The sequence below is a fragment of the Mesorhizobium sp. LNJC391B00 genome, assembly GCF_000502535.1.
Lineage (GTDB): Bacteria > Pseudomonadota > Alphaproteobacteria > Rhizobiales > Rhizobiaceae > Mesorhizobium.
Genome location: NZ_AYWI01000006.1, coordinates 434,536 through 457,059, shown reverse-complemented (window position 1 = coordinate 457,059; position 22,524 = coordinate 434,536). Strand labels below are relative to the sequence as shown.

General features: G+C 65.2%; 19 protein-coding genes and 1 pseudogene. 8 read left to right on the top strand and 12 right to left on the bottom strand.

Features of this window, described 5'->3' with window-relative positions; genetic code table 11:
• From X750_RS147585 to X750_RS147595, 3 genes are read right to left on the bottom strand one after another with little or no spacing between them, the layout of a single operon-like run.
• On the bottom strand, window positions 1-1,362 hold the full coding sequence (locus tag X750_RS147585) for a phosphatase PAP2/dual specificity phosphatase family protein (RefSeq protein WP_023747841.1): 1,362 nt from the start codon (window positions 1,360-1,362) through the stop codon (window positions 1-3).
• Between the two features lie 4 nt (window positions 1,363-1,366).
• Window positions 1,367-3,151, bottom strand: a complete 1,785-nt coding sequence (locus X750_RS147590; protein ID WP_023747840.1) for a bifunctional alpha/beta hydrolase/class I SAM-dependent methyltransferase — start codon at window positions 3,149-3,151, stop codon at window positions 1,367-1,369.
• A gap of 38 nt (window positions 3,152-3,189) precedes the next feature.
• Window positions 3,190-3,792: a CDP-alcohol phosphatidyltransferase family protein gene (locus X750_RS147595; RefSeq protein ID WP_023703071.1), complete on the bottom strand. Its 603-nt coding sequence runs from the start codon at window positions 3,790-3,792 to the stop codon at window positions 3,190-3,192.
• Window positions 3,793-4,030: 238 nt separating this feature from the next.
• Here X750_RS147595 and X750_RS147600 point away from each other — a divergent pair, with 238 nt between their 5' ends.
• Genes X750_RS147600 through X750_RS147610 form a run of 3 tightly spaced genes read left to right on the top strand, consistent with a single transcriptional unit; the run spans window position 4,031 to window position 6,790 of the window.
• Window positions 4,031-5,014 carry a sugar phosphate isomerase/epimerase family protein gene (locus tag X750_RS147600; protein WP_023747839.1) on the top strand — a complete coding sequence of 328 codons (984 nt, stop codon included), beginning with the start codon at window positions 4,031-4,033 and terminating at the stop codon, window positions 5,012-5,014.
• A gap of 13 nt (window positions 5,015-5,027) precedes the next feature.
• Window positions 5,028-5,903: a MurR/RpiR family transcriptional regulator gene (locus tag X750_RS147605; protein WP_023672510.1), complete on the top strand. Its 876-nt coding sequence runs from the start codon at window positions 5,028-5,030 to the stop codon at window positions 5,901-5,903.
• Window positions 5,900-6,790, top strand: a complete 891-nt coding sequence (locus X750_RS147610) for a ribokinase (protein WP_023747838.1) — start codon at window positions 5,900-5,902, stop codon at window positions 6,788-6,790. Before X750_RS147605 ends, X750_RS147610 begins: the two co-directional genes overlap by 4 nt.
• A gap of 139 nt (window positions 6,791-6,929) precedes the next feature.
• Here the strand turns inward: X750_RS147610 and X750_RS147615 are convergent, their stop codons facing one another.
• Entirely contained in the window at window positions 6,930-7,430 is a 501-nt protein-coding gene (locus tag X750_RS147615; protein WP_245259886.1) for a hypothetical protein, read from the bottom strand.
• 68 nt (window positions 7,431-7,498) lie between these two features.
• Window positions 7,499-8,470, bottom strand: coding sequence for a LysR family transcriptional regulator (locus X750_RS147620; RefSeq protein WP_023730364.1), 972 nt, complete (start codon window positions 8,468-8,470; stop codon window positions 7,499-7,501).
• A 106-nt stretch (window positions 8,471-8,576) separates the two neighbouring features.
• On the opposite strand from X750_RS147620, the gene X750_RS147625 reads away from it, so the two are divergent.
• Window positions 8,577-9,587 (top strand): NAD(P)-dependent alcohol dehydrogenase, encoded by a 1,011-nt coding sequence (locus tag X750_RS147625; protein ID WP_023712504.1) that lies wholly within the window; start codon window positions 8,577-8,579, stop codon window positions 9,585-9,587.
• A 184-nt stretch (window positions 9,588-9,771) separates the two neighbouring features.
• Here the strand turns inward: X750_RS147625 and X750_RS147635 are convergent, their stop codons facing one another.
• Genes X750_RS147635 through X750_RS147645 form a run of 3 tightly spaced genes read right to left on the bottom strand, consistent with a single transcriptional unit; the run spans window position 9,772 to window position 13,540 of the window.
• Entirely contained in the window at window positions 9,772-12,069 is a 2,298-nt protein-coding gene (locus tag X750_RS147635) for a xanthine dehydrogenase family protein molybdopterin-binding subunit (RefSeq protein ID WP_023747837.1), read from the bottom strand.
• The gene (locus X750_RS147640) at window positions 12,066-13,049 is read right to left on the bottom strand and encodes a xanthine dehydrogenase family protein subunit M (protein WP_023747836.1); all 984 of its coding nucleotides are present in this window, start codon (window positions 13,047-13,049) and stop codon (window positions 12,066-12,068) included. Before X750_RS147640 ends, X750_RS147635 begins: the two co-directional genes overlap by 4 nt.
• Complete coding sequence (locus X750_RS147645; protein WP_023747835.1) at window positions 13,046-13,540, bottom strand: (2Fe-2S)-binding protein; 495 nt, start codon at window positions 13,538-13,540, stop codon at window positions 13,046-13,048. Before X750_RS147645 ends, X750_RS147640 begins: the two co-directional genes overlap by 4 nt.
• 461 nt (window positions 13,541-14,001) lie before the next feature.
• Between X750_RS147645 and X750_RS147650 the strand changes: the two genes are divergently transcribed.
• Window positions 14,002-14,619 carry a TetR/AcrR family transcriptional regulator gene (locus tag X750_RS147650; RefSeq protein WP_032904619.1) on the top strand — a complete coding sequence of 206 codons (618 nt, stop codon included), beginning with the start codon at window positions 14,002-14,004 and terminating at the stop codon, window positions 14,617-14,619.
• 9 nt (window positions 14,620-14,628) lie between these two features.
• Here X750_RS147650 and X750_RS1000000164700 read toward each other — a convergent pair whose 3' ends face one another.
• The gene (locus X750_RS1000000164700; RefSeq protein ID WP_031201953.1) at window positions 14,629-16,725 is read right to left on the bottom strand and encodes an alpha/beta fold hydrolase; all 2,097 of its coding nucleotides are present in this window, start codon (window positions 16,723-16,725) and stop codon (window positions 14,629-14,631) included.
• Window positions 16,726-16,859: 134 nt separating this feature from the next.
• On the opposite strand from X750_RS1000000164700, the gene X750_RS147655 reads away from it, so the two are divergent.
• Window positions 16,860-17,222 (top strand): hypothetical protein, encoded by a 363-nt coding sequence (locus X750_RS147655; protein WP_023747832.1) that lies wholly within the window; start codon window positions 16,860-16,862, stop codon window positions 17,220-17,222.
• 24 nt (window positions 17,223-17,246) lie between these two features.
• Here X750_RS147655 and X750_RS147660 read toward each other — a convergent pair whose 3' ends face one another.
• From X750_RS147660 to X750_RS147670, 3 genes are all read right to left on the bottom strand, one after another.
• A complete protein-coding gene (locus X750_RS147660; protein WP_023747831.1) occupies window positions 17,247-17,549 on the bottom strand; it encodes a hypothetical protein in 303 nt (100 codons plus the stop codon).
• Window positions 17,550-17,563: 14 nt separating this feature from the next.
• On the bottom strand, window positions 17,564-20,113 hold the full coding sequence (locus X750_RS147665; RefSeq protein WP_023747830.1) for a caspase family protein: 2,550 nt from the start codon (window positions 20,111-20,113) through the stop codon (window positions 17,564-17,566).
• Window positions 20,114-20,356: 243 nt separating this feature from the next.
• Entirely contained in the window at window positions 20,357-21,592 is a 1,236-nt protein-coding gene (locus X750_RS147670; protein WP_023747829.1) for an ROK family protein, read from the bottom strand.
• Window positions 21,593-21,758: 166 nt separating this feature from the next.
• Between X750_RS147670 and X750_RS1000000167035 the strand changes: the two genes are divergently transcribed.
• Both X750_RS1000000167035 and X750_RS01000000163120 read left to right on the top strand, forming a co-directional pair.
• Entirely contained in the window at window positions 21,759-21,917 is a 159-nt protein-coding gene (locus X750_RS1000000167035; protein WP_245271862.1) for a hypothetical protein, read from the top strand.
• An 18-nt stretch (window positions 21,918-21,935) separates the two neighbouring features.
• Window positions 21,936-22,415: pseudogene (locus X750_RS01000000163120) on the top strand (hydrolase); the annotation flags it as partial.
• Window positions 22,416-22,524 lie beyond the last annotated feature (109 nt).

The following is a 22,524-nucleotide window of genomic DNA, read 5'->3' as shown; positions in this document are numbered from 1 at the left end:
TCATGTCGGTTCTTCCAGCCCCGGTTCTTCCAGCCCGATCTGAAGATGCACGGGCCGGCCCAATGCGGCGAGTTTCCTGCGCGCCTGCGCGGCAGTGTGCGAGCGTCCGGTCACAACCAGCCAGTCGGCGACGACGGCTGCACTGCGCTGGAAGCCGAGCGCGCAGCAGACCAGGACGGTGCCGCGCCGGCGCGCCAGCTCGATCGCCGCCACCGCTCGCTCCAGCCGGTCATGCGGCGGCTCCACGAGGTCAAGCATGGCATAGCTGATCCAGCGGCAGGTCGTGCCGCGCGGCCGTTTCAGCTCGCCGGCAAGATCGATCACGGTGCCGAAGCGGTTGGCCTCGTCTGCGCTCGGAAACCGGCCGAAGAAAACGCCATCGGTGATCTCCGCTTGCGGCGCCAATCGGCGGGTCCATACCCACACATTGATCCGGGCGCCGAGCCGGTAGGGCAGGAGCAGGATGCGGCTGGCCAGTGAGACGCTGCCGTCGGCCGCCTTCTGGAACACTTTGGCGCCGGCTCCGGCATAGGCGAAGGCGACGATGGCCAGCGCCAATGCCGGCCACAAAAGGATGAGCGAGACGGCGGAGACGAAAGCCCCCGCGGCAGCGGCGGCGAGGGCAATGGTGGCACCGAGCGCATAGTATCCCGCCAGCCGCCGCGCCTTCGGGTCGGCGGTCAGTCGAAAGCCCCAGAAAGGCAATTCGCCCTTGGCCGGAAACAGCCACAGCGCAAACAGGCCGAGCAGCGCGCCGGTCGGGATGTCGATGAAATGGTGCTGCCAGGTCGTCAGCACCGAGGCACCGATCAGAAAGCACCAGACATGCCAAACGGGTCCGAGAATGGCGCCGAGACGGTGGCGCACCAGAACGTGACGCCAGTGATCCCAGATGATCAGCAGCAGCGCGATGTGCAGGGATGGCGCCTGGTTGAACGGTTTGTCGAAGCCGCCAAGCACCGCAAACAGGAAACCCGGCAGGCCGGTGGTTTCCGGCCGCACGAAGGTCGCCGTTAGCGGGAACGCGATGAAGCAGGCGACGGCAATGATCTGCGCCGAGAGATAGCGGCCGGCGAGCCGGTCGACGCCGCGCCTGGTCGTGTTGAGCAGCAGCGACAGGCCGTAGAACAGATTGATCGACCAGTAGGGCACGATCGTCCAGGCGAGGAATGGAATGGCGTGTTCCCAGGCAAACACGATGCTGCCGACATGGTCGCGCCGCGACGCCAGCCAGTTGGCCAAGCCATAGGTCGAGTAGAAGAACGGCGCCAGCAGGGCCAGCCAAAGGGCGGCACTCAGCACGATACCGGAATACGGTTCCCGCGCCGGGACGGGGCCAGGATCAGTGACAGGCAGGACCATGGTCTCAGACGCGCCGTGCGACCGAAACGGTGAAGATGCCCCATTGGTCGATGCGCTGGTCGATCTTCTCGAAACCGGCAGCCGTCACCAGCTGGTCCATCTCGCCCTGCGTGCGCCGCCGCATCACCCAGGCCTGTCCGCCGCGATGCGAGGTCAGGCTGCGCGCGATCATCTCCAGCTGCGGATGCCATGGCTGATTGGTGTAGACGAGCAGGCTGCCGGACTGCATGGCGCTCGCCAGCCCGCCGAGCGAGCGGGAAATCATCGTATTGTCGGCGAACAATTCGTAAAGTCCGGAGACGATGGCGAGGTCCGGCGCCGGCTTTTGCCCGGCCAGCATGTCGGCATCGAAGGCGTCGGCCTGATGAAAGGTGACGCTGGTCGGCAGCTGCCGCTCGGCTATCAGCTTCGAACCCAGTCCGACATTGAGCTCGGAATAATCCTGCAGCCGCACGCTTGCTGGTGGTTCAGTGCATTTGGCGACGGCATCGAGTACATAGCGGCCGTGGCCGGCGGCGATGTCGAGCATGTGGACGGGACGGCCAGCTGCCTTCAGGCTGGCGGCGGCGTTGCCGATCAGCTCTTCCAGATGCAGCTTGCGCTGGCGGATGCCGCGCCAGCCGATGGCGTCGAGGAAGGTGCGGTCGATCATGCGGCCGATGAAGCCGGTGCCGCGCGCATCGTTCTCGTAGACATAGTCGAGCGTCGAGCCGGAATCGAAGCCGGTGGCCATGCCGATCTTCATGCCCGAAGACAGCCAGGCGCCCATGCGGATCGAGGCGCGACTCATCGCCCAGAAAATACCGTTGGGCGACAGCAGCGTCAGCGGCGAGGCGAGCCTCTCTGCCTCGTCGCGGGTGTAGCCGGCGCGGTCGGCCTGAAGCAAGTCGATGGTTTTCTCCGGCGTTGCAAATTGCTTTTCGAGGAATGGCCGGATCAGGTCCAGCGCCTGCTTGCGATCGCGCTCGCCCAGCGTGTCGTGGAAGAAGCCGGGCAGCACATGCCGCTCCTTGGCGCTGCTGCCGAGATTGACGAAGAACTCGTGCTGAGGTCCATGCCGCACCACCCAATCGCTGCCGGAGATCAAGAGCTGCGTCGGCACGGTGATGGCGCGCGCGTCCGAGACGATGCGGGCAGCGTGGTCGTAAAGCTCGACCAGGATGTTGGAGGCGATCGGTCGCGTGATCAGCGGATCGGCGTCGAAGGAAGCGATGCGCTCGGCATCATGCGTCAGGAACTTCGCCTTGACGTAGGAATTGACGAAGAAGCGGCCCTTGAGCTTCTGCCACAGCGCAATGCCCTCCTTGGCGAAGGGCACGTAGAGCTTGACCGAAAAGGCCGGTGAAGCCACCACCAGCGCGCGGATGTCGGGCGCATAGTCATGCACCCAGGCAGCAGCCAGCACGGCGCCGAAGGACTGCGCGATCAGCGCGATGTCGCGCTGGCCAAAACCATCCCGGCCGATCTCGCGCACCAGGCAGTCGATATCACGCACCAGGGCGGCAAAGGACGGCGCATAGCCGCGCTCGCCGGCCGATCGGCCATTGCCGCGGGCGTCCCAGGCGTAGAAGGCATGGTCGGGCATGGCGAGCTCGTCGACCAGATGCGCCATGCGGCCGCCATGCTCGTGGCCGCGATGGAACAGCAGGATCGCACCCTTTGGCGCCGACCCGGCGGCCGGCCAGTAGCGGTAGAAGATCTCGGTGCCGTCATGGCTCTTGAACGTGCGCTCCTGCGCGATGCGCTCGAGGCTTGCCGGTGCTAGGGCGGCGATGGTCTGGTGGATCATGGTTTCCCTCTGGCGGTCGGGTGCCTGACGCTTTGGCATCAGGTGCCGCCCGCTCTAAGGCCGCTGCGTATCCGGTTGATGGCGGTTATCCCCGACAGTGTAGCCATGATCGGAAACACAAATGGCGCGATCCCCGCCACCCACAGGCCGCAAGCGAGGAGAAAGCCGATGACGCCGAGCACCAGGGCTCGGTCGCTCTTGCCGAACGGCCCGGCATAGTTGCGCCCGCTGCCTGCGGCAACGCCAAGCACGCCGGCGAACTCGACAAGCATGGCGGTAATAGCGAAGGCGACGACACCCCAGGCCGGGAACAAGGTGGCAAAGGCCAGGATCAGCGCCAGGTCCGAGACGACGTCGCAGAGTTCGTTGAGAAACATGCCGAGTTTTGATGCTTGCCCATGTTCCCTGGCCAGCATCCCGTCAATGGCGTTGAGCGCCATGCGCACGAACAGCACCACCGGCATCAACAGGAAAACCAGGGGATGGTAGGCAAAGGCCGCGACCACCAGGCCGGTGGCGATGGAGAGCGCCGCGGCGAGAAGCGTGATCTGGTTGGCGGTGACGCCGGCATCGGCCAGCCGGTCGGCCAGCGGCCGCAGCCTGGCCTGAAAGGCCGGTTTCAGTTGATAAAGCGTTGGCATGTGCGATCCCCCAACCGCGGCTCATGACAGTGTCGGCGAGATTGGTCAATCGGCAGGCAGGGCGCAAGGGCTTGCACCAGCATCCGCACCGTTGCGGGATTCGAAACTCCCGGCATGGATGCAGAGGCGCAGCCGAAGATCTCGGCCAAGCAGGATGTTGCGCGCTACAAACCGCCTCGCAAATGAGAACTTTACAAATATTCGTATTTATATGAAGTAAATCACTGAAAGGTCCATCATGACAAACAGTCGCTTCGCCACCCGCCTGAATTCCTTCGCCTCGCGGCCGCAAGCCGAATGGCCTGATCTTACCGGCAAGCCGTCCATGCTGCAGATGGCAGCCCGCGCGGCCAAGGTCGACGGGCTGACCGACCTTGATCTTAATTTCCCCGACCATGTCAGTGAAAAGCCGGCTGAAATCGCCCGAAAGTTCGGTGATTTCGGGCTTTCCATCAATGGCTTTGCCATGCGTTACTACTCCAATCCGGCCTTCAAGCTCGGCGCCTTCACCAATCCGGACCCGGCGGTGCGCCGCGAAGCCATCGACTTGACCAAGGCCGGTATCGATGCGGTGCGCGCGGCCGGCGCCAGTCTGATGACGCTGTGGCTGGGCCAGGATGGCTTCGACTATGCATTTCAAACTGACTATGCGACGCTCTGGCAGCACGAAATCGAGGGGATTCGTGAAGTTGCCGCGCATGATCCCGGCTGCCAGATCAGCCTGGAGTACAAGCCTAACGAACCGCGCTCCTACTCGCTGATGCCGGATGCGGCGACCACCTTGCTGGCGATCCGCGAGGTCGGCCTACCCACTCTCGGCGTCACGCTCGATTTCGCCCATGTGCTCTATGCCGACGAACAGCCGGCCTTCGCCGCGGCGCTGATCGCTCGCCACAGCAAGCTGCTCGGCGTCCATCTCAACGATGGCTATGCCAAGCGCGACGACGGCCTGATGGTCGGCGCGGTGCACACGCTGCAGACCATCGAACTGCTGCGCCAGATCCGCCGCGACGGCTACGCCGGCGCCATCTACTTCGACACCTTCCCCGACATGACCGGGCTCGATCCGGTGCGCGAATGCGAAGTCAACATCGCCACCGTCAAGCGCCTGCTGCGCGTTGTCGACCGGCTGGAGAAGGATAACCGCCTGTCCGCCGCCATGGACAGCCAGGACGCCGTGACGTCGCAGGCTATCGTCCAGGAAGCCATGCTCGGGTCGTGACGAGGGGACGTGGATGACGTTGAGCAATCTCGATCTGAAAGCCGTGGGGCCGCGCATCCGCATGATGATGCCGCATCTCACCCCGCTTGAGGCCAAGGTGGTGGAAACCGTCTTCGGCCGGCGCGGTTTCGACGAGACCATTCCGCTCAAGCAGATCGCCGAGGAGGCCGGCGTGTCGGAGGCGATGGTGGTCAAGATCGCCAAGAAACTCGGCTTCTCCGGCTACCGCGACTTCCGCACCGCCGTCTATGAATACAGCCGCCTCCCGACCGCCGAGATGCACCAGGAACTGTCGGTCGACGACAGCTCGGCCGAGATCGTGCAGAAAGTGTTCCGCACCTCGATCCAGGCGCTGGAGGAGACGCTCGCGATCCTCGACATGGACGATTTCGACCGTGCCGCCGATCTGCTCTACCGCGCCAGGAACCGCGATTTCTATGGCGTCGGCGGCTCCGCCCAGATCGCCCGCGACGTCTCGCACAAATTCCTGCGCATCGGCATCCGCGCGTCTGTCTATGACGACTCGCACATGATGCTGATGTCGGCCTCGCTCCTCGGCGCCGACGACATCGCCGTCGGCTTCTCGCATTCCGGCAACACGTCGGCCGTCATCGACGCCATCCATCTAGCCCGCAAGAGCGGCGCCCGCACGCTGGCCATCACCAACTACGACAACTCGCCGCTGGCCCAGATTGCCGACATCGTGCTGTGCTCGACCGCGCAAGGCTCGCCGCTGATGGGCGAAAACGCGGCGGCGCGCATCGCGCAGCTCAACATCCTCGACGCTTTGTTCGTGGCGGTGGCGCAGCGCGACTATCAGGCGGCGGAGCGCAATCTCGGCCGCACCATGTCGGCCGTCACCTCGAAACGAAAAGACCGGGGCACATGACGGTTCCGCTGGTCACCGTCTTCGGCAGCCTGCACTACGACATCATGGTCGACGCGCCCGACCGTCCGCGCAAGGGCGAGACGGTGACCGGCCATGCCTGGCAGCCGAAATGCGGCGGCAAGGGCGGCAACCAGGCGGTCTCGGCGGCACGCGCCGGCGTGCGTGCGGCGATGATCGGCGCCGTCGGCGACGACGATTTCGGCACGGCGCTGCTGGCCAATCTAGATCGCGCCGGCGTCGATCGCCGCTTCGTGCGCGTGGCGGCAGGCGCAGGCTCCGGCATGAGCGTGGCGATCTTCGACAGCGATGGCGACTATGGTGCGGTGATCGTCTCCGGCAGCAATCTCACGCTGGACGATGATGACGTCGTGGCAGCAAGGGAGGTGGTGGTACAGACGGCAGTGCTGTTGCTGCAAAACGAAGTGCCCGACGCCGCAAACATCGCTGCCGCGCGCGCGGTGAAGGCATCCGGCGGCCGCGTCGTGCTCAACGCCGCACCGGCGCGAACACTGTCGGCCGAATTGACCGCGCTGATAGACATCGTCATCGTCAACGCCATCGAAGCGGAATTTTTGGCCGGCGTTCCGGTCGTCGATACGCTCGCCGGCGCAACCGAAGCCGCGCGGCGGCTGATCGATACCTACCCCTCGGCGATCGTCACCGCCGGCGGCGAAGGCGTCGCCTATTGCGACCGGATCGGCGCGGCCTTCGCGCTGGCGGCCATTCCGGTAAAAGTCGTCAGCACCCATGGCGCCGGCGACGAATTCGTCGGCGCCTTCGCGGCAGGCCTCGCGCGTGGCCATCCGGTGGAAGCGGCGATTGCCACCGCCAATGCCGCCGCCGCCTCGCTGGTGGCGACTCCGGAGGGAGAGCGCAGCTCGCGTTGAAAACTCAGGCCGCATGTTGCGCCTCCAAAACCCGTGCCCCCGTCGATGAGCGAAACGGCAAACCGGGCGCGGCGAGAACCTGCTTGGCTTTGCCCTGACGGAGGCGGGGACCAAGCTGCGTGGTCGAAAGTAGGGAGCTTCAGTCCGCGTCGCCGGCCGAACCTTTGCCGCACTGCGTCAGCACCTTGCCGATGGCCGCGCTCGAGCCGGTCAGCGGAAAGCTGTTCTCGCCATATTTGTCGGCCGTAACCGTGACGTCGCCCTTGCCGCGCAACAGGCCGAGCAGTGGATCGTCTTTGCTCAGCTCAGCCGTGAAGTAATTATACATGGCCTCGAGGTCGAGCTTTTTGGTCACGCTCTTGTCACCGCCCTTGAAGGTGAAGGAAGCGCTGATGCCGGGCTCCAGCTGCTGGCCGGCCGCACCCAGATCGTAGCTCAGCACCGGCTTGTCGAAACAGACGAGCATCAGATGCGCATCGGCCTTCGGTCCGCCGCACACCGAAGCCGTCAGCACGCTGCCGCCTTCGTCTTCTTCCATCTTGGCGCTCCAGTTGCAGGACGCGGCAAAAGCCGGCTGCGCGGCTTGCAGCGCGGCCAGAACGGAACTTGCCATGATGAACTTCGCCAATGCACTTTGCATGATCCCCTCCCAAGCTACATCAACGAGATCATACAGGACAAAGGGCCTGGTGACAGCGGCATGCCGTCTTAGCCCCCGGCGCGCCCCATTGAGCAAGCCTTTGAGACCGGCCTCGACGTCCAGGGCGGCTCCGGCGCGAAGCGCTTACCGATCCAGTCGGCGAAGGCGCGTGTCTTGGCGGCTTGTCCCCTGGCCGAGGGCATGACGACATAGACAGCGCCTTCGTCGGCCAGCGTCCAGTCCTCCAGCAACGGCACCAGCCGTCCGTCGGCGAGTTCGCGCCCGACCAGCCAATCGGTGCTCATCATCAGGCCGAGGCCTTGCACCGCGGCTTCGACCAGCACTTCGGCATCGTCGCAAACCATCGGCCCCGAGACTTCGACGTTAACGCGGCGGCCCGAACTGTCGGTCATCTCCCAGGTGGGAAAGGTCTGGAAGCCGGAGAAGCCGAGGCAGGCGTGTTCGGTCAGCGCTTCCGGCGCTTCCGGCGCGCCCCTGCGGGCGAGGTAGGAGGGAGCAGCGCACAGCAACCGCCGCCGTGTCGCGATCTTGCGCGCCACCAGGCGCGAGTCCTCCAGCGCGCCGAGACGGACGGCGACATCGAAGTTCTCTGCAACGAGATCGACGAACCGGTTGGAGAACTCGGCCTCGATGCGGACATCCGGGAACGTCGCTAGAAAGTGCGGCAACAGCGGCCCGATCCACATACGCCCAAAGGTTCCCGGCAGCGCCAGCCGCAGCAAGCCGCGCGGCGTCCCGCTGGCATGCGCGGAAGCAGCAGCCTCAGCTTCGTCCACCGAGGCCAGGATGGCGCGGACACGCACCAGGAACTCCGCTCCGGCCTCCGTCAACGACACGCTTCGGGTGGTCCGGTGCAGCAGCCGCACGCCGAGCCGCTCCTCCAGCGATTGCAGGCGGCGTGACAGAACCGTCGAGTCGCGCCCGACGCGCAACGCTGCCTTGGTGAAGGATCCCGCTTCGGTGATTGCCGCAAAGGCGGCCATTTCGGCAAGGCTGGCGAGGTCGTGTGATTGCTGCATAAAGCACAGGATTCAAATGTAGAAATTCAGGATTATCTGCTTGTAGCGCAGCAGATAGCTTCACTCAATCCCGACGATCGACCCTTTCAACAGGAATGCGTGAGCCATGAAAGCTATCGAACTGACCGCCGCCAAGTTGGACGCCTTTCGCGCCACCACCATTGCCACGCCTGAACCGCAGCGCGGCGAAGTGCTGATCCGCCAGCGCGCCGCGAGCCTGAATTTCGTCGATGTGGCGGTGGCCAGCGGCAATTATCGCGTGCCCGGCTTTCCGCTCATTCCCGTCGCCGACGGCGCCGGCGAGATCGTCGCGCTGGGGGAGGGCGTTACGGATTTCGCCGTCGGCGATCGCGTCGTTGCCCATGCCAAGCCGCGCTGGATCGGCGGTCCGCCGCGGCCTAACGAGATGACGCAGATGCGCGGAATTTCGCTGCCGGGGTCGCTCGCCGAATATGTCGCGCTGCCGGCGAACTCGCTCGTGCCGGTACCGGCTCGTCTCTCTTTCGAGGCGGCGTCGACCCTGCCGATCGCCGCGACCACCGCCTGGAACGCCGTCCGCGCCGCCGATGTCGGGCCGGGCTCGGTCGTCGTGCTGCTCGGCACCGGCGGCGTCTCCATCTTCACCCTTCAGCTGGCGAAAGCCGCCGGCGCAACCGTCATCATCACTTCTTCGTCGGACGAGAAGCTGGAGCGGGCGAAGGCACTCGGCGCCGATCATCTCATCAACTACCGCGCGACGCCCGACTGGGACGGCAAGGTGCTGGAACTGACCGGCGGCCTCGGCGCCGACCTCGTCGTCGAGACCGCCGGCACCGCCACCTTCGCCCGCGCCGTCAACGCCACCGCGCCTGGCGGCACGCTGTTCACCATCGGTTTCGTCACCGGCGCTGAGGCCACGGTCGACCTGCTGCCGATCATCATCAAGGCGCTGAAGGTGGTCGGCAACAACACCGGGTCGGTATCTGACCTTCGCGCCGCCGTCCGCGCCATCGCCGCCGCCCGCATCGACCCGGTCGTCGACAAGGTGTTTAGCCAAGAGCAGGCGGCCGAAGCCTACGCGCACATGTCGGCGGGCGGGCAGCATTTCGGCAAACTTGCGTTCAAGCTCGACTGGTAGCCGAGGTGGGCGTGCTGCCAATCTCCCCCCTTGAGGGGGAGATGCCCGGCAGGGCAGAGGGGGTCGGTCCGACCGGGCTCGACCTACTGCGGCGGAAGGAGGTTGGCGCTCTACGAGAGGCGACCCCCTCTGTCGCCTTCGGCGACATCTCCCCCTCGAGGGGGGAGATTACGCACGCCGCTTCCTAGATCAACTTCTCCAGCGTGATCGGCAAGTCCCGCACTCTTTTTCCCGTCGCATGGAACACCGCATTGGCGATCGCCGGCGCTACGCCGACGATGGCCAGTTCGCCGACACCCTTGCCGCCGAGCACCGAAGAGTGCAGGTCGGGAATGCCGACCGAGATGACCTCGATATCGGGGATGTCGGCATTGGTCGGCACCAGATAGTCGCCGAGATTGTTGTTGACGATGCGGCCATGCCTGCGGTCGACAATGCCTTCTTCGAGCAGCGCCTGGCCGATGCCCATGATGATGCCGCCCTTCCACTGGCTCTCCGCGAGTTTCGGGTTGTAGAGCCGGCCGGAATCCAGCGCCGACACCACGCGCGACACGCGCACCGTGCCGAAATCCTCGTCGACGCGCACCTCGATGAAATGCGCGCACCAGGAGTGGCGCGAATAGTCGCCCTCGGTGTGCGGCAGCGCCGCCGCGATGGTGGTGTAGTTCTTGTAGCGATCCTCGGCGGTCGAGTTCGCCGGCATGGTGTCGCCGGTGGCCTCGATGCGGTCGCGGCCGACGCTGGCCAGCAGGTCGGCGATCGAGACATCGGGACCATCGCCGCGCGGCGACCTGATGCGGCCATTGGCGACGACCAAAGTGTTCGCCTGCAGCGCGTGGAAGGGCGAGCGCGGATCGCTGATCGCCAGCCCGACAAGCTGGTCGAGCGCCGATGTCGCCGCCTTGTAGACCGCGCCCGTCATCACGCCGGCCAGCCGCGACCCGCCGGCCACGCCGGCGCGGGGATACCGGGAATCGCCGAGCTTCACGACGACATGGTCGGCCGCCACGCCTACCGTTTCGGCCGCCGTCTGCGCCAGGATCGTGTACGTGCCTTGGCCCATGTCGATCGAGGAGCTTTCGACCTCGACCGAGCCGTTGGCAAGGATACGCACGATGGCCTCGCCGTAAGCGCGCCGTACCGGATAGGTGCCGGCGGCGACGCCCCAGCCGATCAACTGGTTGCCGTCGCGCATCGAACGCGGTTTGGGCGTGCGCTGGGCCCAGCCGAAGCGTTCGGCGCCAGCCGCGAAAGCCTCGCGCAACTGCCGCGTCGACCAAGCCTTTTTTGCGTGCGGATCCTGCTCGGCGTAATTCCTCAGCCGGATCTCCAGCGGATCGATGCCGACCTCGTAGGCGAGCTCGTCAATGGCGCTTTCGATGCCGAAGGCGCTAGGGTTTTCGCCCGGCGCGCGCATGGCGCCGGGCACCACCGAATTCACCCGCACGACATTCTGCTTCGAGGAGAAGTTGGGCGTCGCATACATGATCGAGGTGACGACGCCCAACGGCTCGACCCACATTCCGTCTATGGATGTTTCGTTGACGCCGCGATGCACGATCGACTGGATCTTTCCGTCACGGTCGGCGCCGATCGTCACCGTCTGGCGGGTCGCGGCGCGGCCACCATAGCCGGTAAAAGTCTGCGGCCGCGTCATCACCACCCTCGCGGGCCGTCCCAGCATTTTTGCTGCGGCAGCCGCCACCGCGCCATGGCCGAGCGCCAATGCCTTGGAGCCGAAGCCGCCACCGATATAAGGCGAGACCAGCCGTACATTTTCGAACGGCACGCCGAACCATTCGGCATAGGTGCGGGCCATGCCGTCGAGCCACTGGCTCGGTTCCCACACGGTCAGCCGGTCGCCCTCCCAGCGCGCGATGAGGCCATGCGGCTCCATCGGCGCCTGGTATTCGCGCGGCGTGTTATAGGCGCCGCAGACGCGCACCGGGGCAGCGAAAGCGGCCTGCGCATCGCCCCATTCCTTGGTCATGGCGGCGATCGGAATGCCGTCGCCGGCCTTGGCGTCGCTGAGGTCGACGATGGCCGGCGTCTCGTCATAGCTGACCTTGACCATCGCCGCTGCCGCGACGGCCTGCTCGAAAGTCTCCGCGATGACCGCGGCGACATGCTGGCCCGAAAAGGTGATGTCGCGCGCCAGCGGGCAGTAGGGTTTGTCCGGCGGCGGCGTGCCGAACCAGTCGGATGCAGTCTTCAGCGGCATGATGGTGTCCGGCGTCAGCACCTTGAGCACACCAGGTGCCGCCTCCGCGGCTGACGTGTCGATCGAACGTACCTTGCCGGCGGCGACAGTGCTTTCCACCAGCACGCCATAGGCAAGCCCGTCGAGCTGCTGTTCGACGGCGTATTTTGCCGCGCCGGTGATCTTGGCCGGGCCGTCGACGCGCGACAGCCGCCCGCCGACCTGATCGGCAGTGCCGTCCGAAGCGTCGCCGTGCCGTGTTCTTGGGTCGTGAATGGTCATGCCATGGCTCCCGTCTTGAGGATGGCGCGGGCGACGACGCGCGGCGCCAGTTCGATCTTGTAGTGGTTGGCGCCATGGTCGACGGCGCCTTCCACGGCGAGCAAGCTGGCGGCCCGCACCCTGTCTTCGCTGAGCACCTTGCCCTTCAGCGCCGCTTCCACGGCATGCGCCCGCCACGGCTTCGTCGCGACGCCGCCCAGCGCGACGCGCAGGTCGCGAATGGTGCGGCCATCGGCTTCGAAGTCGATGCCGACCGCGGCGCTTGCAGCGGCGAACTCATAGGACTGCCGGTCGCGAACCTTGAGATAGGTCGACCGCCGGGCGGCGGCTGAAGCCGGGATGCTGATGGCCGTGATCATCTCGCCCGCTTCGATGGCGTGTTCCCTCTCAGGCGTGGCGCCGGGCAGGAGAAAGAAGTCGTCGACGGCAACCTGGCGTTCGCCAAGATGAACCACGGCGTCGAAGGCGACCAGCGCGGTGGCGAGATCGCCGGGATACATGGCGATGCAGGCGTCGCTGGTGCCGAGCACGGCATGGCCGCGGGTGACGCCACCGATTGCCGAGCAGCCGCTGCCGGGCGAGCGCTTGTTGCAGGCGGAAAAATTCGCGGGATCGCGGAAATAGGGGCAGCGCGTGCGCTGCATCAGATTGCCGCCGATGGTCGCCATGTTGCGCAGTTGCGCGGAAGCCGCCTGCCACAGCGCTTCGGAGACCGCGGGAAAGCGGCTCTTGATCTCGGCATGGTCGGCGACGTGGCTCATCTTGGCCAGCGCGCCGATCATGGCACTGTCGGGTTCGACCTTGATGGCGTCGAGCCCTTTGAGATGGGTGATGTCGACAAGGCTGTCGGGTTCGGCAACGCCGCATTTGGCGAGATCGACCAGCGTCGTGCCGCCGGCAAGCAGCATGGCCCCGGGCAGGGCGGCAGCTTGGCGTGCGGCATCGATGCTATCGGCGCGAACGTAGGAAAAATCCCTCATGACGCCACCTCCAGTGCCGCCTGGCGCACGGCAGCAACGATGTGCGGATAGGCGCCGCAGCGGCAGAGGTTGCCGGCCATGTATTCGCGGATTTCGTCATCCGAGCCGGCATGGCCTTCGCGGATGCAGGCCACCGCCGACATGATCTGTCCGGGCGTGCAGTAACCGCACTGGAAAGCATCCTGGTCGAGGAAAGCAGCCTGAACCGCGTTAAGCGTGCCGTCGTCGCCGGCCAATCCTTCAATGGTGGTGATCTCGCGGCCTTCGGCTTGTGCTGCAAGCGTCAGGCAGGCCAGCACGCGCTGTCCCTCGACATGCACCGTGCAGGCGCCGCACTGGCCCTGGTCGCAACCCTTCTTGGTGCCGGTCAGGTTAAGACGGTCGCGTAAGGCGTCGAGCAACGTGACGCGCGGCTCGACCTGCAGTTCGTGACTGTGTCCGTTGATGGTGAGACGGATTGGGATAGTGGTGGATTTGGTTTGGTCGATCATGAGGCGTCTGGCTCCATTTGCTTGACGCTAGGGGAATGAGATGGGGCTCGAGTGGGAGAGGACACGGGAAGAGGCGACGGTGCGCCTAATCTCCCCCCTTGTGGGGGAGATGCCCGGCAGGGCAGAGGGGGGCGCGAAGGAATGCGACGTTCCCGATTTACATGCGTCGACACGAATCTTGTCCGAGGAGGCGCTAGTCAGGCCTTGATAGGCTGGCGGGACAGCGCCCCCCTCTGTCCTGCCGGACATCTCCCCCACGAGGGGGAAGATTGGCAGCTCTGCCGCCCCGACTCTCCAGCCGGCAGGGGATGCTTCAGTCTTCACAATCTCAACACGTGACATATCGGCTCCCCTGATTATATGATAAGACTGCTCCACTAAAACGGAGGCGCCTCCGTTTATCTAGTTGGGGGCTTACCCCTTTGGGTTCAAGCCCCCATATATCGACAGTGGAGAAAAAATTGACCGAGCAGTCGCAAGCAATTGCCGACGAGAAGCGCGAAGCCGCAGCGCCAAGGCCGCTGCGCGCCGATGCGCAGCGCAACCGCGATCGGCTGGTCGAGGTCGCGGCAGCGGCCTTTGCCGAGCACGGCGTCGATGCCTCGCTGGAGGAGATCGCGCGCCAGGCGGGCGTCGGTATCGGCACGCTCTACCGGCATTTTCCAACCCGCGAGCATCTGGTCGAAGTGGTCTATCGGCGTGAAGTCGAGGCGCTCTGCGCGGCTGCCGATGACCTCGCCAGCCACCATTCGGCCGATGTGGCGCTGGAGCAATGGACGCAGCGCTTCGTCGACTACATCGCCACCAAGCGCGGCCTGGCGGCCAGCCTGCGCATCCTGTTCAACACGAATTCCGCCGTGTTCTCCGACATGTCGGGCCGGGTGTCGCTGGCCTTGCGGCAACTGGTCGAGGCGGCAGTGGCGGAAGGCTCGATCCGCAGCGACGTCGACGCCTCCGATGTGCTGCACGCACTCGGCGGCATCTACTCGGCCCCCGACACCAAGGACTGGCGCGACCGCTCGCGCCGGCTGGTCAAGCTGCTGATGGACGGGCTGCGGTTCGGGGCAGGGAAGAGGTGACCTAGCGGCTCAAGCCGAACCATCGACCGCATAGAACGGAAACGCGCCGGGCAGCCCGCTTGCCGCCATTTCGCCACGCTCCTCGAACCGCAGGCCGGAGCCGACCACGAGATCGCGCACCGTCCTTGATGCGATGATTTCGCCCGGCCGCGCATGGTCAAGCAGACGCGATGACAGTTCGATCGCCGCGCCTGAAAATTGATGGCCCCGCTGCTCGCACTCGCCGATATGCACCGCCGAGCGGACCTCGACACCGGATTGCCGCAAGCGATCGCGGATGGCGATCGCGCACTGGATCGACCGCGTTGGCCGCTGGAACACCGCGAGCACCTTGCCGTCCGATCGGCTGATCTCTCTGCCTTCGGCCGCGAGGAGTTCGCCACGGAGCGCTTCGGCGTGCCGCTCGGCCGGGTCGATGCCGAAAGGCGAGCCCGTCATATCGAGGGACAGCACCGACACAAGCAGCCGTTCGCCTGGGGCCGCCGGCAAGGCGCCGGTGACGAAAGCCTGGATCTCGTCGACGATCCGATCGGAATTCTCGCCCCAGATGACGTGGTCGCGGCCTGCGAACTCAATGTATCGGGCGCCCTCGATGTGCGTCGCCAGGTAACGTCCTTCTTCCCGCTTCACCCAGCCGTCGCCAGTCGTCTGCATGATCAGTGTCGGAACATGGACAGCAGGCAGAATGTCGCGAACATCGATTTCGGCTCCCCAGCGCCACAGGGCGATCGCGTCGGCGGGCGAGGCAGAATTCCTGAGATAGGCGGCGAACCATTCTGTCTCGAACGTGTCGCTCATCAGACTGGGCGCCGCGTTGCTCATATCCGCCGCCGCTCCCCATTCTTTCTCGACGATCGCCAGATCCTCTTCCACCTGCTCGCTTGTCTTCGCCCACGGATAGTCTTGTGACCACCTGCCGCGGGCGTAGGCCCCATTGAGCACGAGTGCCGCTGTGCGCTCGGGATAGGTCGCCGCGAACAGCATGCACATCGGGCCGCCCTCGGAGCTGCCGAAAAGCACCGTGCGCTTCGAGCCAACCGCATCCAGCACTGCCCGCACATCTTCCATCCGCTCTTCCAGGGTCGGCAGACCGACATTGCGGTCCGAGAGCCCGGTGCCGCGCTTGTCCATGCGGATTAGGCGCGAGAAAGTGCCGAGCCGCCGGTGCACATGCGAAAGCCGCGGCGAGCCCCAGGCGTGGTCGAGGTTGGAGACCCATCCCGGCACATGGATCAGGTCGACCGGACCGTCGCCGGTCACCTGATACGCGATGTTGATCCCGGCCGATTTGACATAGTGGGTCGGGGGGGCTGCGAGTTCGTGGCTGAAGCCGGTAGCGTCATCCGCATCAGTCGTGGGTGGCCGTGCCGGCGCCATTGTGCGGCGTGTGCGCAGCGTCTCGAACAATTGCCGCGTCTCCGGCTCCGGCTGCAGGTTGAGATCGCGTAGAAGCGCGGTGCGGCAGTGCTCATATTGCTTCAGCGCGAGATTGGTCCTGCCTTGCGCCGCATAGGCGCGCATCAGGGCACGGTGGACATCCTCCCTCAACGGGTCCATGGCCAGCAGGCGCGCCGCCGCGCGCACGCATGCGGCAGGATCGTTCGTCGCTGCATAATGCGCGACGAGCCTGTCGAGCGCCGCGACGGCCAGTGCCCGCAGCCGCTCGCGTTCGATCCTCAGCCAGTCCTCGAATGGCTCCTCCTTCAGGCCGAAGCCGTCGAGCAGGTCGCCGCGGTAGACATTGAGCGCCAGTTCGAGGTCTTCGGGTGCCGGGCTGGCGACCAGCGCCTCGAACCGCGCGACGTCGAAATCAAGGCCGTCGAGATGCAGAGCGACGCTGTTGCCATCGGTGAGGAAGCGGCCGCCGCCGCACGTCTGCATGGCCTTCCTGACAGACGATACCGCTTGCCGCAGGCTCATTCGCGCCTGCGCCTCGCTGTTGATGCCCCAGAGCAGGGTCGCCAGCTTCTCGCGCGACTGCGAATGCCCCGACTGCAGCGCGAGATAGGCGACCATCGCACGCGCCTTGCGGCTGATGGCTGGAACCGTGGCCCCGACGCCGGCAAAGTCGAAACCACCCAGCAGGTGAAGATAAGGTCCGGTCATCGGATCCGCCACGGTCACAGCGCGACGACGATCCGCTCAAGCTCACTCCATTTCAACACTTATTCCGCCGCCGAGGCGCTTTTCACGATTCCATCACGCAGGTTCCCACGCGTTGCTCACGGCGCTTGAGGAGATTGTTCGCACTGGATCTCTTTTCGCAGGAGGATACCGTGGATCACCCTGGCCCGACCGAGTGGCCCATCTGGCATGACGACCCCGGGCGCGACCGGCAGGAGCTTGGCGCACCATCGCGTCACGATATTGCGCTGGCCCGCTATCTCGAAACACAACAGGCCCATCGGGCATTGGCGGCTCGCAGACTCGATCCGGCGGCGGTCGTGGCCTCTGCACTGGCAGCGTTCGTCCGCTGCCTTTTCCGTGCAGCGCTGCGCCGAATTGTCCGCTGGCCAACCGATGCCGCGACAGGGATGGACGATTTCGGCTTGACGTTGTCCAAGGCTCATGCGGATCTTAGCAAGACCCTTTGGGGCCGCTGAGTGCAGCGCCCTTGGTCGACGATCTCATCCCCAGCCGCCGCCGCCAGCCCCACCGCCGCCTCCGCTGCCGCCGAGAGAAGGAATCACGGGCGGTTTTTGCGGGATCTCCTCGGCCGGCTTGACCACTTTGCCGGTGGTCGCCTTCTTGTATCTGACCACCTTTGGCTGAGGTGCTACGCGAACCACCTTGCGATGTTTCACCGGCGGTGCCGGCTCAAACATCGGCGACACCGAGGTGCAGCCCATGAGCCCGGCCAGAACGCCGGATAGAATTATCCCGATGAATGCCTGCCCGATGAATGTCTGCTTGAATGCCTTGCCCACCATGGCCTCCTTATTGTTCAGAACAAATCCCGACGCGGATTGGCTTCTTCCCAGACCCCCCGGGCCGCATTGACCAGTTGCGTGTCCAGCGAACCGGACGGGGGGATCTTCGACTTGAGCTCTCGACGCAGGGCGTCCAAAGCTGCCGTTTTCGGCTTGGTGCCGAACTGCGCCAGGCCCTTTTTGGCGTCCGGCAGCTCCTTGCGCAGATCGAGCGCGACGGCGAATGCCAGGAAGCGCACCGCGACAGCCTGATCGGCCTTGTCGCCTTTCGCCATTTCGAGCGCCGCGCGATCATAGGCGCTCGACGGATCGCCGCGCGTGGTCGCCAGTTCGAACAGCCTTTGCGCTTCCGCCGGGTCCTGGCGCACGCCGACGCCGTCCCTGTACATGCGGGCGAGGCTGCCCGGAGCGTAGGGCTGGCCAAGATCGGTGGCCTGCTGGAACAGCGCCTGCGCCGTCTTCGGATTCTTGTCGATGCCTTGGCCGGCGAGGTAATTGCGGCCGAGCAGGTTCATCGAATACATGTCCTGGCGCTGCACCCCCGCTTGCAGGAAGGCGACGGCGCGGGCCGGATCGGCAGGCACGCCATTGCGGCCCTCGGTGAAGATGGCGGCAAGATCGTTCATGGCATAGGTGTGCCCCATGGCCGCCGCCTTGAGCAGCAGGTCGAGGCCCTTGGCCGTATCGCGGTTGACGCCATAGCCATTGAACAGCGCGCGTCCCCACGAGGTCATGCCGTAAGGATCGCCCTTGTCGGCGGCAGCCTTGTAGAGAGCGTTGGCCTGGGTGCGGTCGATGGCCGTCCCGGTTCCGGTTGCGTTGAGATAGCCGAGTTCGAAGACGGCGCGCACATGGCCTTTCTTGGCGGCGTCCTCGATGGCTGTCCTGGCCTCTCTAACCTGGCCTGCCGCAAGCAGGGCGCGGCCGAGCTCGTAGCGGAAGCGGGCGACATCGGGATAGGTTTTCACCGCGGCCTCGCAGGCCGCCACCGCACCGGCGCCGATCTCGTTCGGCAGCAGGCCGGGCACCACACCTTGCAGGTCGAGAGGCTCGCCGGCGGCGGTATCGCAGGCATCGACCGTCGGCGACAGCTTCATAGTCGCGGGCTTGGCCGAGCTGCTGTCGGCGCGGATTTCGAAGCCGACCTCGACCGGCGCGCCGGCGCCGATCTGCGGCTCGTAACGGAGATGGTCGACTTCACCGGCCAGAAGGCTGGATTGCGGCGACAAGGTTCGATCAGGCAATGACAGCGTTCCCGTTGCCGGATACCCCGAGACCTTCAGGCTGACCGCCGGATCGTCGGTCGGGAAATCCAGATTGAGCGCGACCGGGCCGACGCCGACGGGAATATCAAGCTTGCGGTTCTCGATCGCTTCGGCGGCGCCGGTGATGTGAATGCCGCGCTCCAGCACCTGCTGCTTCTGCTCGGCCTCGAGCGAAGCCATGATCTGCTGACCCGCCGCACCTTCGCCGCTCTTGACGCGGAACACCAATATGCCCTGGCTTCCGCCGCCCCAATTGTCATGCGTGGCGTAGGCCAGCATATCCACCTCGTCCTGCGTGGCGGCTCCTTTGGGGATATCCATCTGCAGGCGCGGCAGGTCCTTGCCGGCGATCGGTTCGCCCACCGCGACGTCTTTGCCGTCCAGCACCAGACGGCCCATTGCTGGCGGACGTTCGATGCTGACGCTGATAGCGCCGCCATCGACATCGACCGGCTCCGGCAGGCCGAGAGCGACAGGACCGATCCCCGAGAGCACTACCTTCTCCAGCACTGGCGGCAGCGAAGGCCGGTTGTTGCGGCGCACCAGCACCACGTCATCGATCAGCGAGGAATTTTCCCAGGGCACCTGCATGCCGTTGGTGGCCTGCACGACATCGCGGCGCACCGCCGACATGACCGTGCGGATCTCCTGGTTCGGCGCCAGCGCGCGCCGCGAAAACGCCGACGAAAACGGGCTGAGGTCGCCGCTGCCGTCATAGGCGACCGCACCTGGTTCGGTGGCGAAGGCAATCAGCGTGTTGAGCGAGCTTCGCACCTGCGCCAGCCCGGTATTGCCGGCGGTGACAAGCTGGTCGCGCAGCCAGTAATTGTTGCGCGGGAAGGGGTTGTTGCGGCAGGCATCGAGGATGATCACCTGGATCTTCGACTTCGAGCGCAACTGCTCCAGCACGTCGTTGAGCTTGATGGCCTGGACCTCGATATCGGCCGCCTTCTTCAACGAGGCGTCGACGGGTATCAGGAAATTCTCGCCGCCGATCTGAAAGCCGTGCCCGGAATAGTAGACGACGGCGAGATCGGCGCCGTCGGCGGCGGCCAGATAGTCCCGGAACTGGCCTTCGAACTGCTGCTTGATGAGATTCTCGGCGACGAAAACCTCGAACCCCGCCAGCCGGAATGTGGCCGATACATCCTGGGCATCCTTGGCCGGGTTCTTCAGCGCCGGAATGTTGCGGTATTCGGAATTGCCGATAACAAGCGCGACCCTTCGATCGGCGCAGGCTTCGAACGTCGTGAGGCCGGCGAGGATGAAGACCGCGATGAATCCACAAAGTCGGAGCATGGCAAAACTCCTGGCAACTGCCGCCTGACGCCGACGAAGGCATTCTGCGGCATGAGGTCCGTTAAGAGTATGCAACCTGCCACAGGATAAAGTGAAAGCCCCGTCACCGCCAGACCATGGCAGCCGATTTCTTTCAGCGCTGGTTGACCGTAGGGTGGCAGTAGCACGCGCTTCGAGATCGGGTATGTGACAAGTCTCACAGATCGCTGTTTTGGTGATCCGCCCGGGCGGCCAGCCGCAACCCTACTCCTTGAAGAGCAGGTCCTTGTCGTTCGAATATTTGACCAGCAGCGGAATGCTGGCGCCGCCGATGACGGGACCGAGATGGCCAAACGTCCCTTCGATGACCGAGAACGGCTCGGGACGATCGGCAAGGATCCGTGCCAGCTTTCTGCGCATGGCCTTGGCGATCTCCTTGCGCACGCCATTCGGTATGGCGCCATCGATCACCACATTGTCGATGTCGAGCAAGGCAACGGCACTGCGGGCGGCATAGGCAAGCCCGTCCGAAACCTCATCGATCCACGCGGTGACCGGCTCTCCAAGGTCGCCCCAATCGTCGGGCGACGACCAGATGCGGCCGGCGCCCTCGTCCCCATTGTCCTGGTCGTTGAGCTTGCCGGCCAGCGAATGCAGCGAAGCGACGCGCAGCAACGGGGTCATCCGGTCGCCCTTGCGCCCCGGCGCGGGCACCGGCATGTCGCCCAGCGCCCCGGCCAGCTTGTTGCGGCCGGGGAACAAGTGATGATCGAGCACCAGGCCGCCGCCGATGAAGTGCCCGACATAGGCATAGAGAAAGTCGGCGCGCGATCCGCCGGCGCCAAACATCAGTTCGGCCGCGGCCGACACCGTGGCGTCGTTGTAGAGGAACACCGGCCAGTCGAACGCCCGGTCCAGTTCGGCGCGAATGTCGATTTCCCTCCAGGCATCCAGCCTGCTCGCCGGCACCGCGCCCTCTTCGCTCAGGTTCCACTGATGGAATGGCGAGGCGATGCCAAGACCCGCGATGCGGTCTTGCTCTATCGATCTGTGCTTGCGGCACATGCGCGCGATGGCGCCCTTGGCGAATTTCATCACTTCGACGGGCGTCGGATAGTCGAACAGCGTGCGTTCGAACGCCATCACGTCGCCGACGAAATTGACCAGGGCGACATCGGCGCTGCGATGGTCGACCTTGAGGCCGAAGGCGTACGCGGCTTTCGGGTTCAACGCATAGGGAACCGAGGGTTGCCCCAGCCGTCCGCGCAAAGGCTCCAGGCGCAGCAGCAGCTTGTTGTCGGCGGCGCGGTTGACGATGGTGGTGATGGTTTGCGCGGCCAGCCCGGTCAGCCGCGTCAAATCGGTCTTGGCCAGCTGGCCGTGCCGGCGGATCAGCGAGACGATCAGGCGTTCGTTGTAGACGCGGCTCTCGGCCTGCGTGGTTCCGCCGCTGCGGCCCTCGGCGATCTTTTCGAGACTGAAGAAGCTGGTGCCGGTCACGCTTTCCCCTGCGCAAGGAGGTTGGCCGCAAGGCGAGCCGATCAAAGCGCTGACGTAGCAATGCGGGAACGGCAAGGCAACACTTAAATCCACCCGATGGAAAAATGTAGTTGACGCCGGCCGGCCTGCTGTCGTTCAAAGTATGCAAGCCTGGAGGAGCAATGCCGTGACGCAGACCCGGACAATCATGTGCTTTGGCGATTCCAATACCTATGGCGCCATTCCCACCCTGGCCCGCGTCGGACGGCGCCGCTTCACGCCCGACCGGCGCTGGCCGGGCATCATGCGCCGCCAGCTCGGCAGCGGATGGGATGTGATCGAATAAGGGCAGGGCGGGCGCACCACCGTGCACGACGATCCGATCGAAGGTCTCCACAAGAACGGGCTCAAATCGCTCCCGGTGTGCCTGGAAACGCATATGCCGCTCGACCTCGTCATCCTGATGCTCGGCACCAACGATCTCAAGCATAGGTTCTCGGTAACGCCCAACGACGTCGCTGATTCCATTGAGATTTTGGCCAGAATTGTCCTGCGCAGCGAAGCTGGCGCCGCGGGCGTGGCGCCCGCGGTCCTGATAGTAGCGCCGCCGCCGATGCTGGAGGTCGACTGGTTCGGCCAGATGTTCCTGGGCGGCGCCGCAAAGTCGATGCACTTTGCCGGCCTGTTCCGCGATGCGGCCCGGCGCGCCGGCGCCGCCTTCTTCAACGCCGGCGACGTCGTCGAATCGAGCGCGGTAGACGGCATTCACCTCGACAGCGACGCGCATCGCGTGCTCGGCACGGAATTGGCCAAAGCCGTCCAGTCGCTGATCGCCAAGGCGTGATCGCGTGGGCGAGCCACCCGACTATCTCTGATTAATTAATTCCACTGGAAAAACTTTTGACTTGCAAGCGGGAAGGTGGGTATCTGGGGAGACTGGGAAGAGTAGCGAC

Bases quoted from the DNA above. Each gene is read 5' to 3' on its own strand.
- X750_RS147645 (WP_023747835.1), bottom strand. From the start codon at position 13,540: ATGATCGACCAAACCAAATCCACCACTATCCCAATCCGTCTCACCATC.
- X750_RS1000000164700 (WP_031201953.1), bottom strand. From the start codon at position 16,725: ATGACCGGACCTTATCTTCACCTGCTGGGTGGTTTCGACTTTGCCGGC.
- X750_RS147600 (WP_023747839.1), top strand. From the start codon at position 4,031: ATGACAAACAGTCGCTTCGCCACCCGCCTGAATTCCTTCGCCTCGCGG.
- X750_RS147610 (WP_023747838.1), top strand. From the start codon at position 5,900: ATGACGGTTCCGCTGGTCACCGTCTTCGGCAGCCTGCACTACGACATC.
- X750_RS147585 (WP_023747841.1), bottom strand. From the start codon at position 1,362: ATGGTCCTGCCTGTCACTGATCCTGGCCCCGTCCCGGCGCGGGAACCG.
- X750_RS147605 (WP_023672510.1), top strand. From the start codon at position 5,028: ATGACGTTGAGCAATCTCGATCTGAAAGCCGTGGGGCCGCGCATCCGC.
- X750_RS147635 (WP_023747837.1), bottom strand. From the start codon at position 12,069: ATGACCATTCACGACCCAAGAACACGGCACGGCGACGCTTCGGACGGC.
- X750_RS147665 (WP_023747830.1), bottom strand. From the start codon at position 20,113: ATGCTCCGACTTTGTGGATTCATCGCGGTCTTCATCCTCGCCGGCCTC.
- X750_RS147640 (WP_023747836.1), bottom strand. From the start codon at position 13,049: ATGAGGGATTTTTCCTACGTTCGCGCCGATAGCATCGATGCCGCACGC.
- X750_RS147595 (WP_023703071.1), bottom strand. From the start codon at position 3,792: ATGCCAACGCTTTATCAACTGAAACCGGCCTTTCAGGCCAGGCTGCGG.
- X750_RS147660 (WP_023747831.1), bottom strand. From the start codon at position 17,549: ATGGTGGGCAAGGCATTCAAGCAGACATTCATCGGGCAGGCATTCATC.
- X750_RS147590 (WP_023747840.1), bottom strand. From the start codon at position 3,151: ATGATCCACCAGACCATCGCCGCCCTAGCACCGGCAAGCCTCGAGCGC.
- X750_RS147620 (WP_023730364.1), bottom strand. From the start codon at position 8,470: ATGCAGCAATCACACGACCTCGCCAGCCTTGCCGAAATGGCCGCCTTT.
- X750_RS147615 (WP_245259886.1), bottom strand. From the start codon at position 7,430: ATGCAAAGTGCATTGGCGAAGTTCATCATGGCAAGTTCCGTTCTGGCC.
- X750_RS147625 (WP_023712504.1), top strand. From the start codon at position 8,577: ATGAAAGCTATCGAACTGACCGCCGCCAAGTTGGACGCCTTTCGCGCC.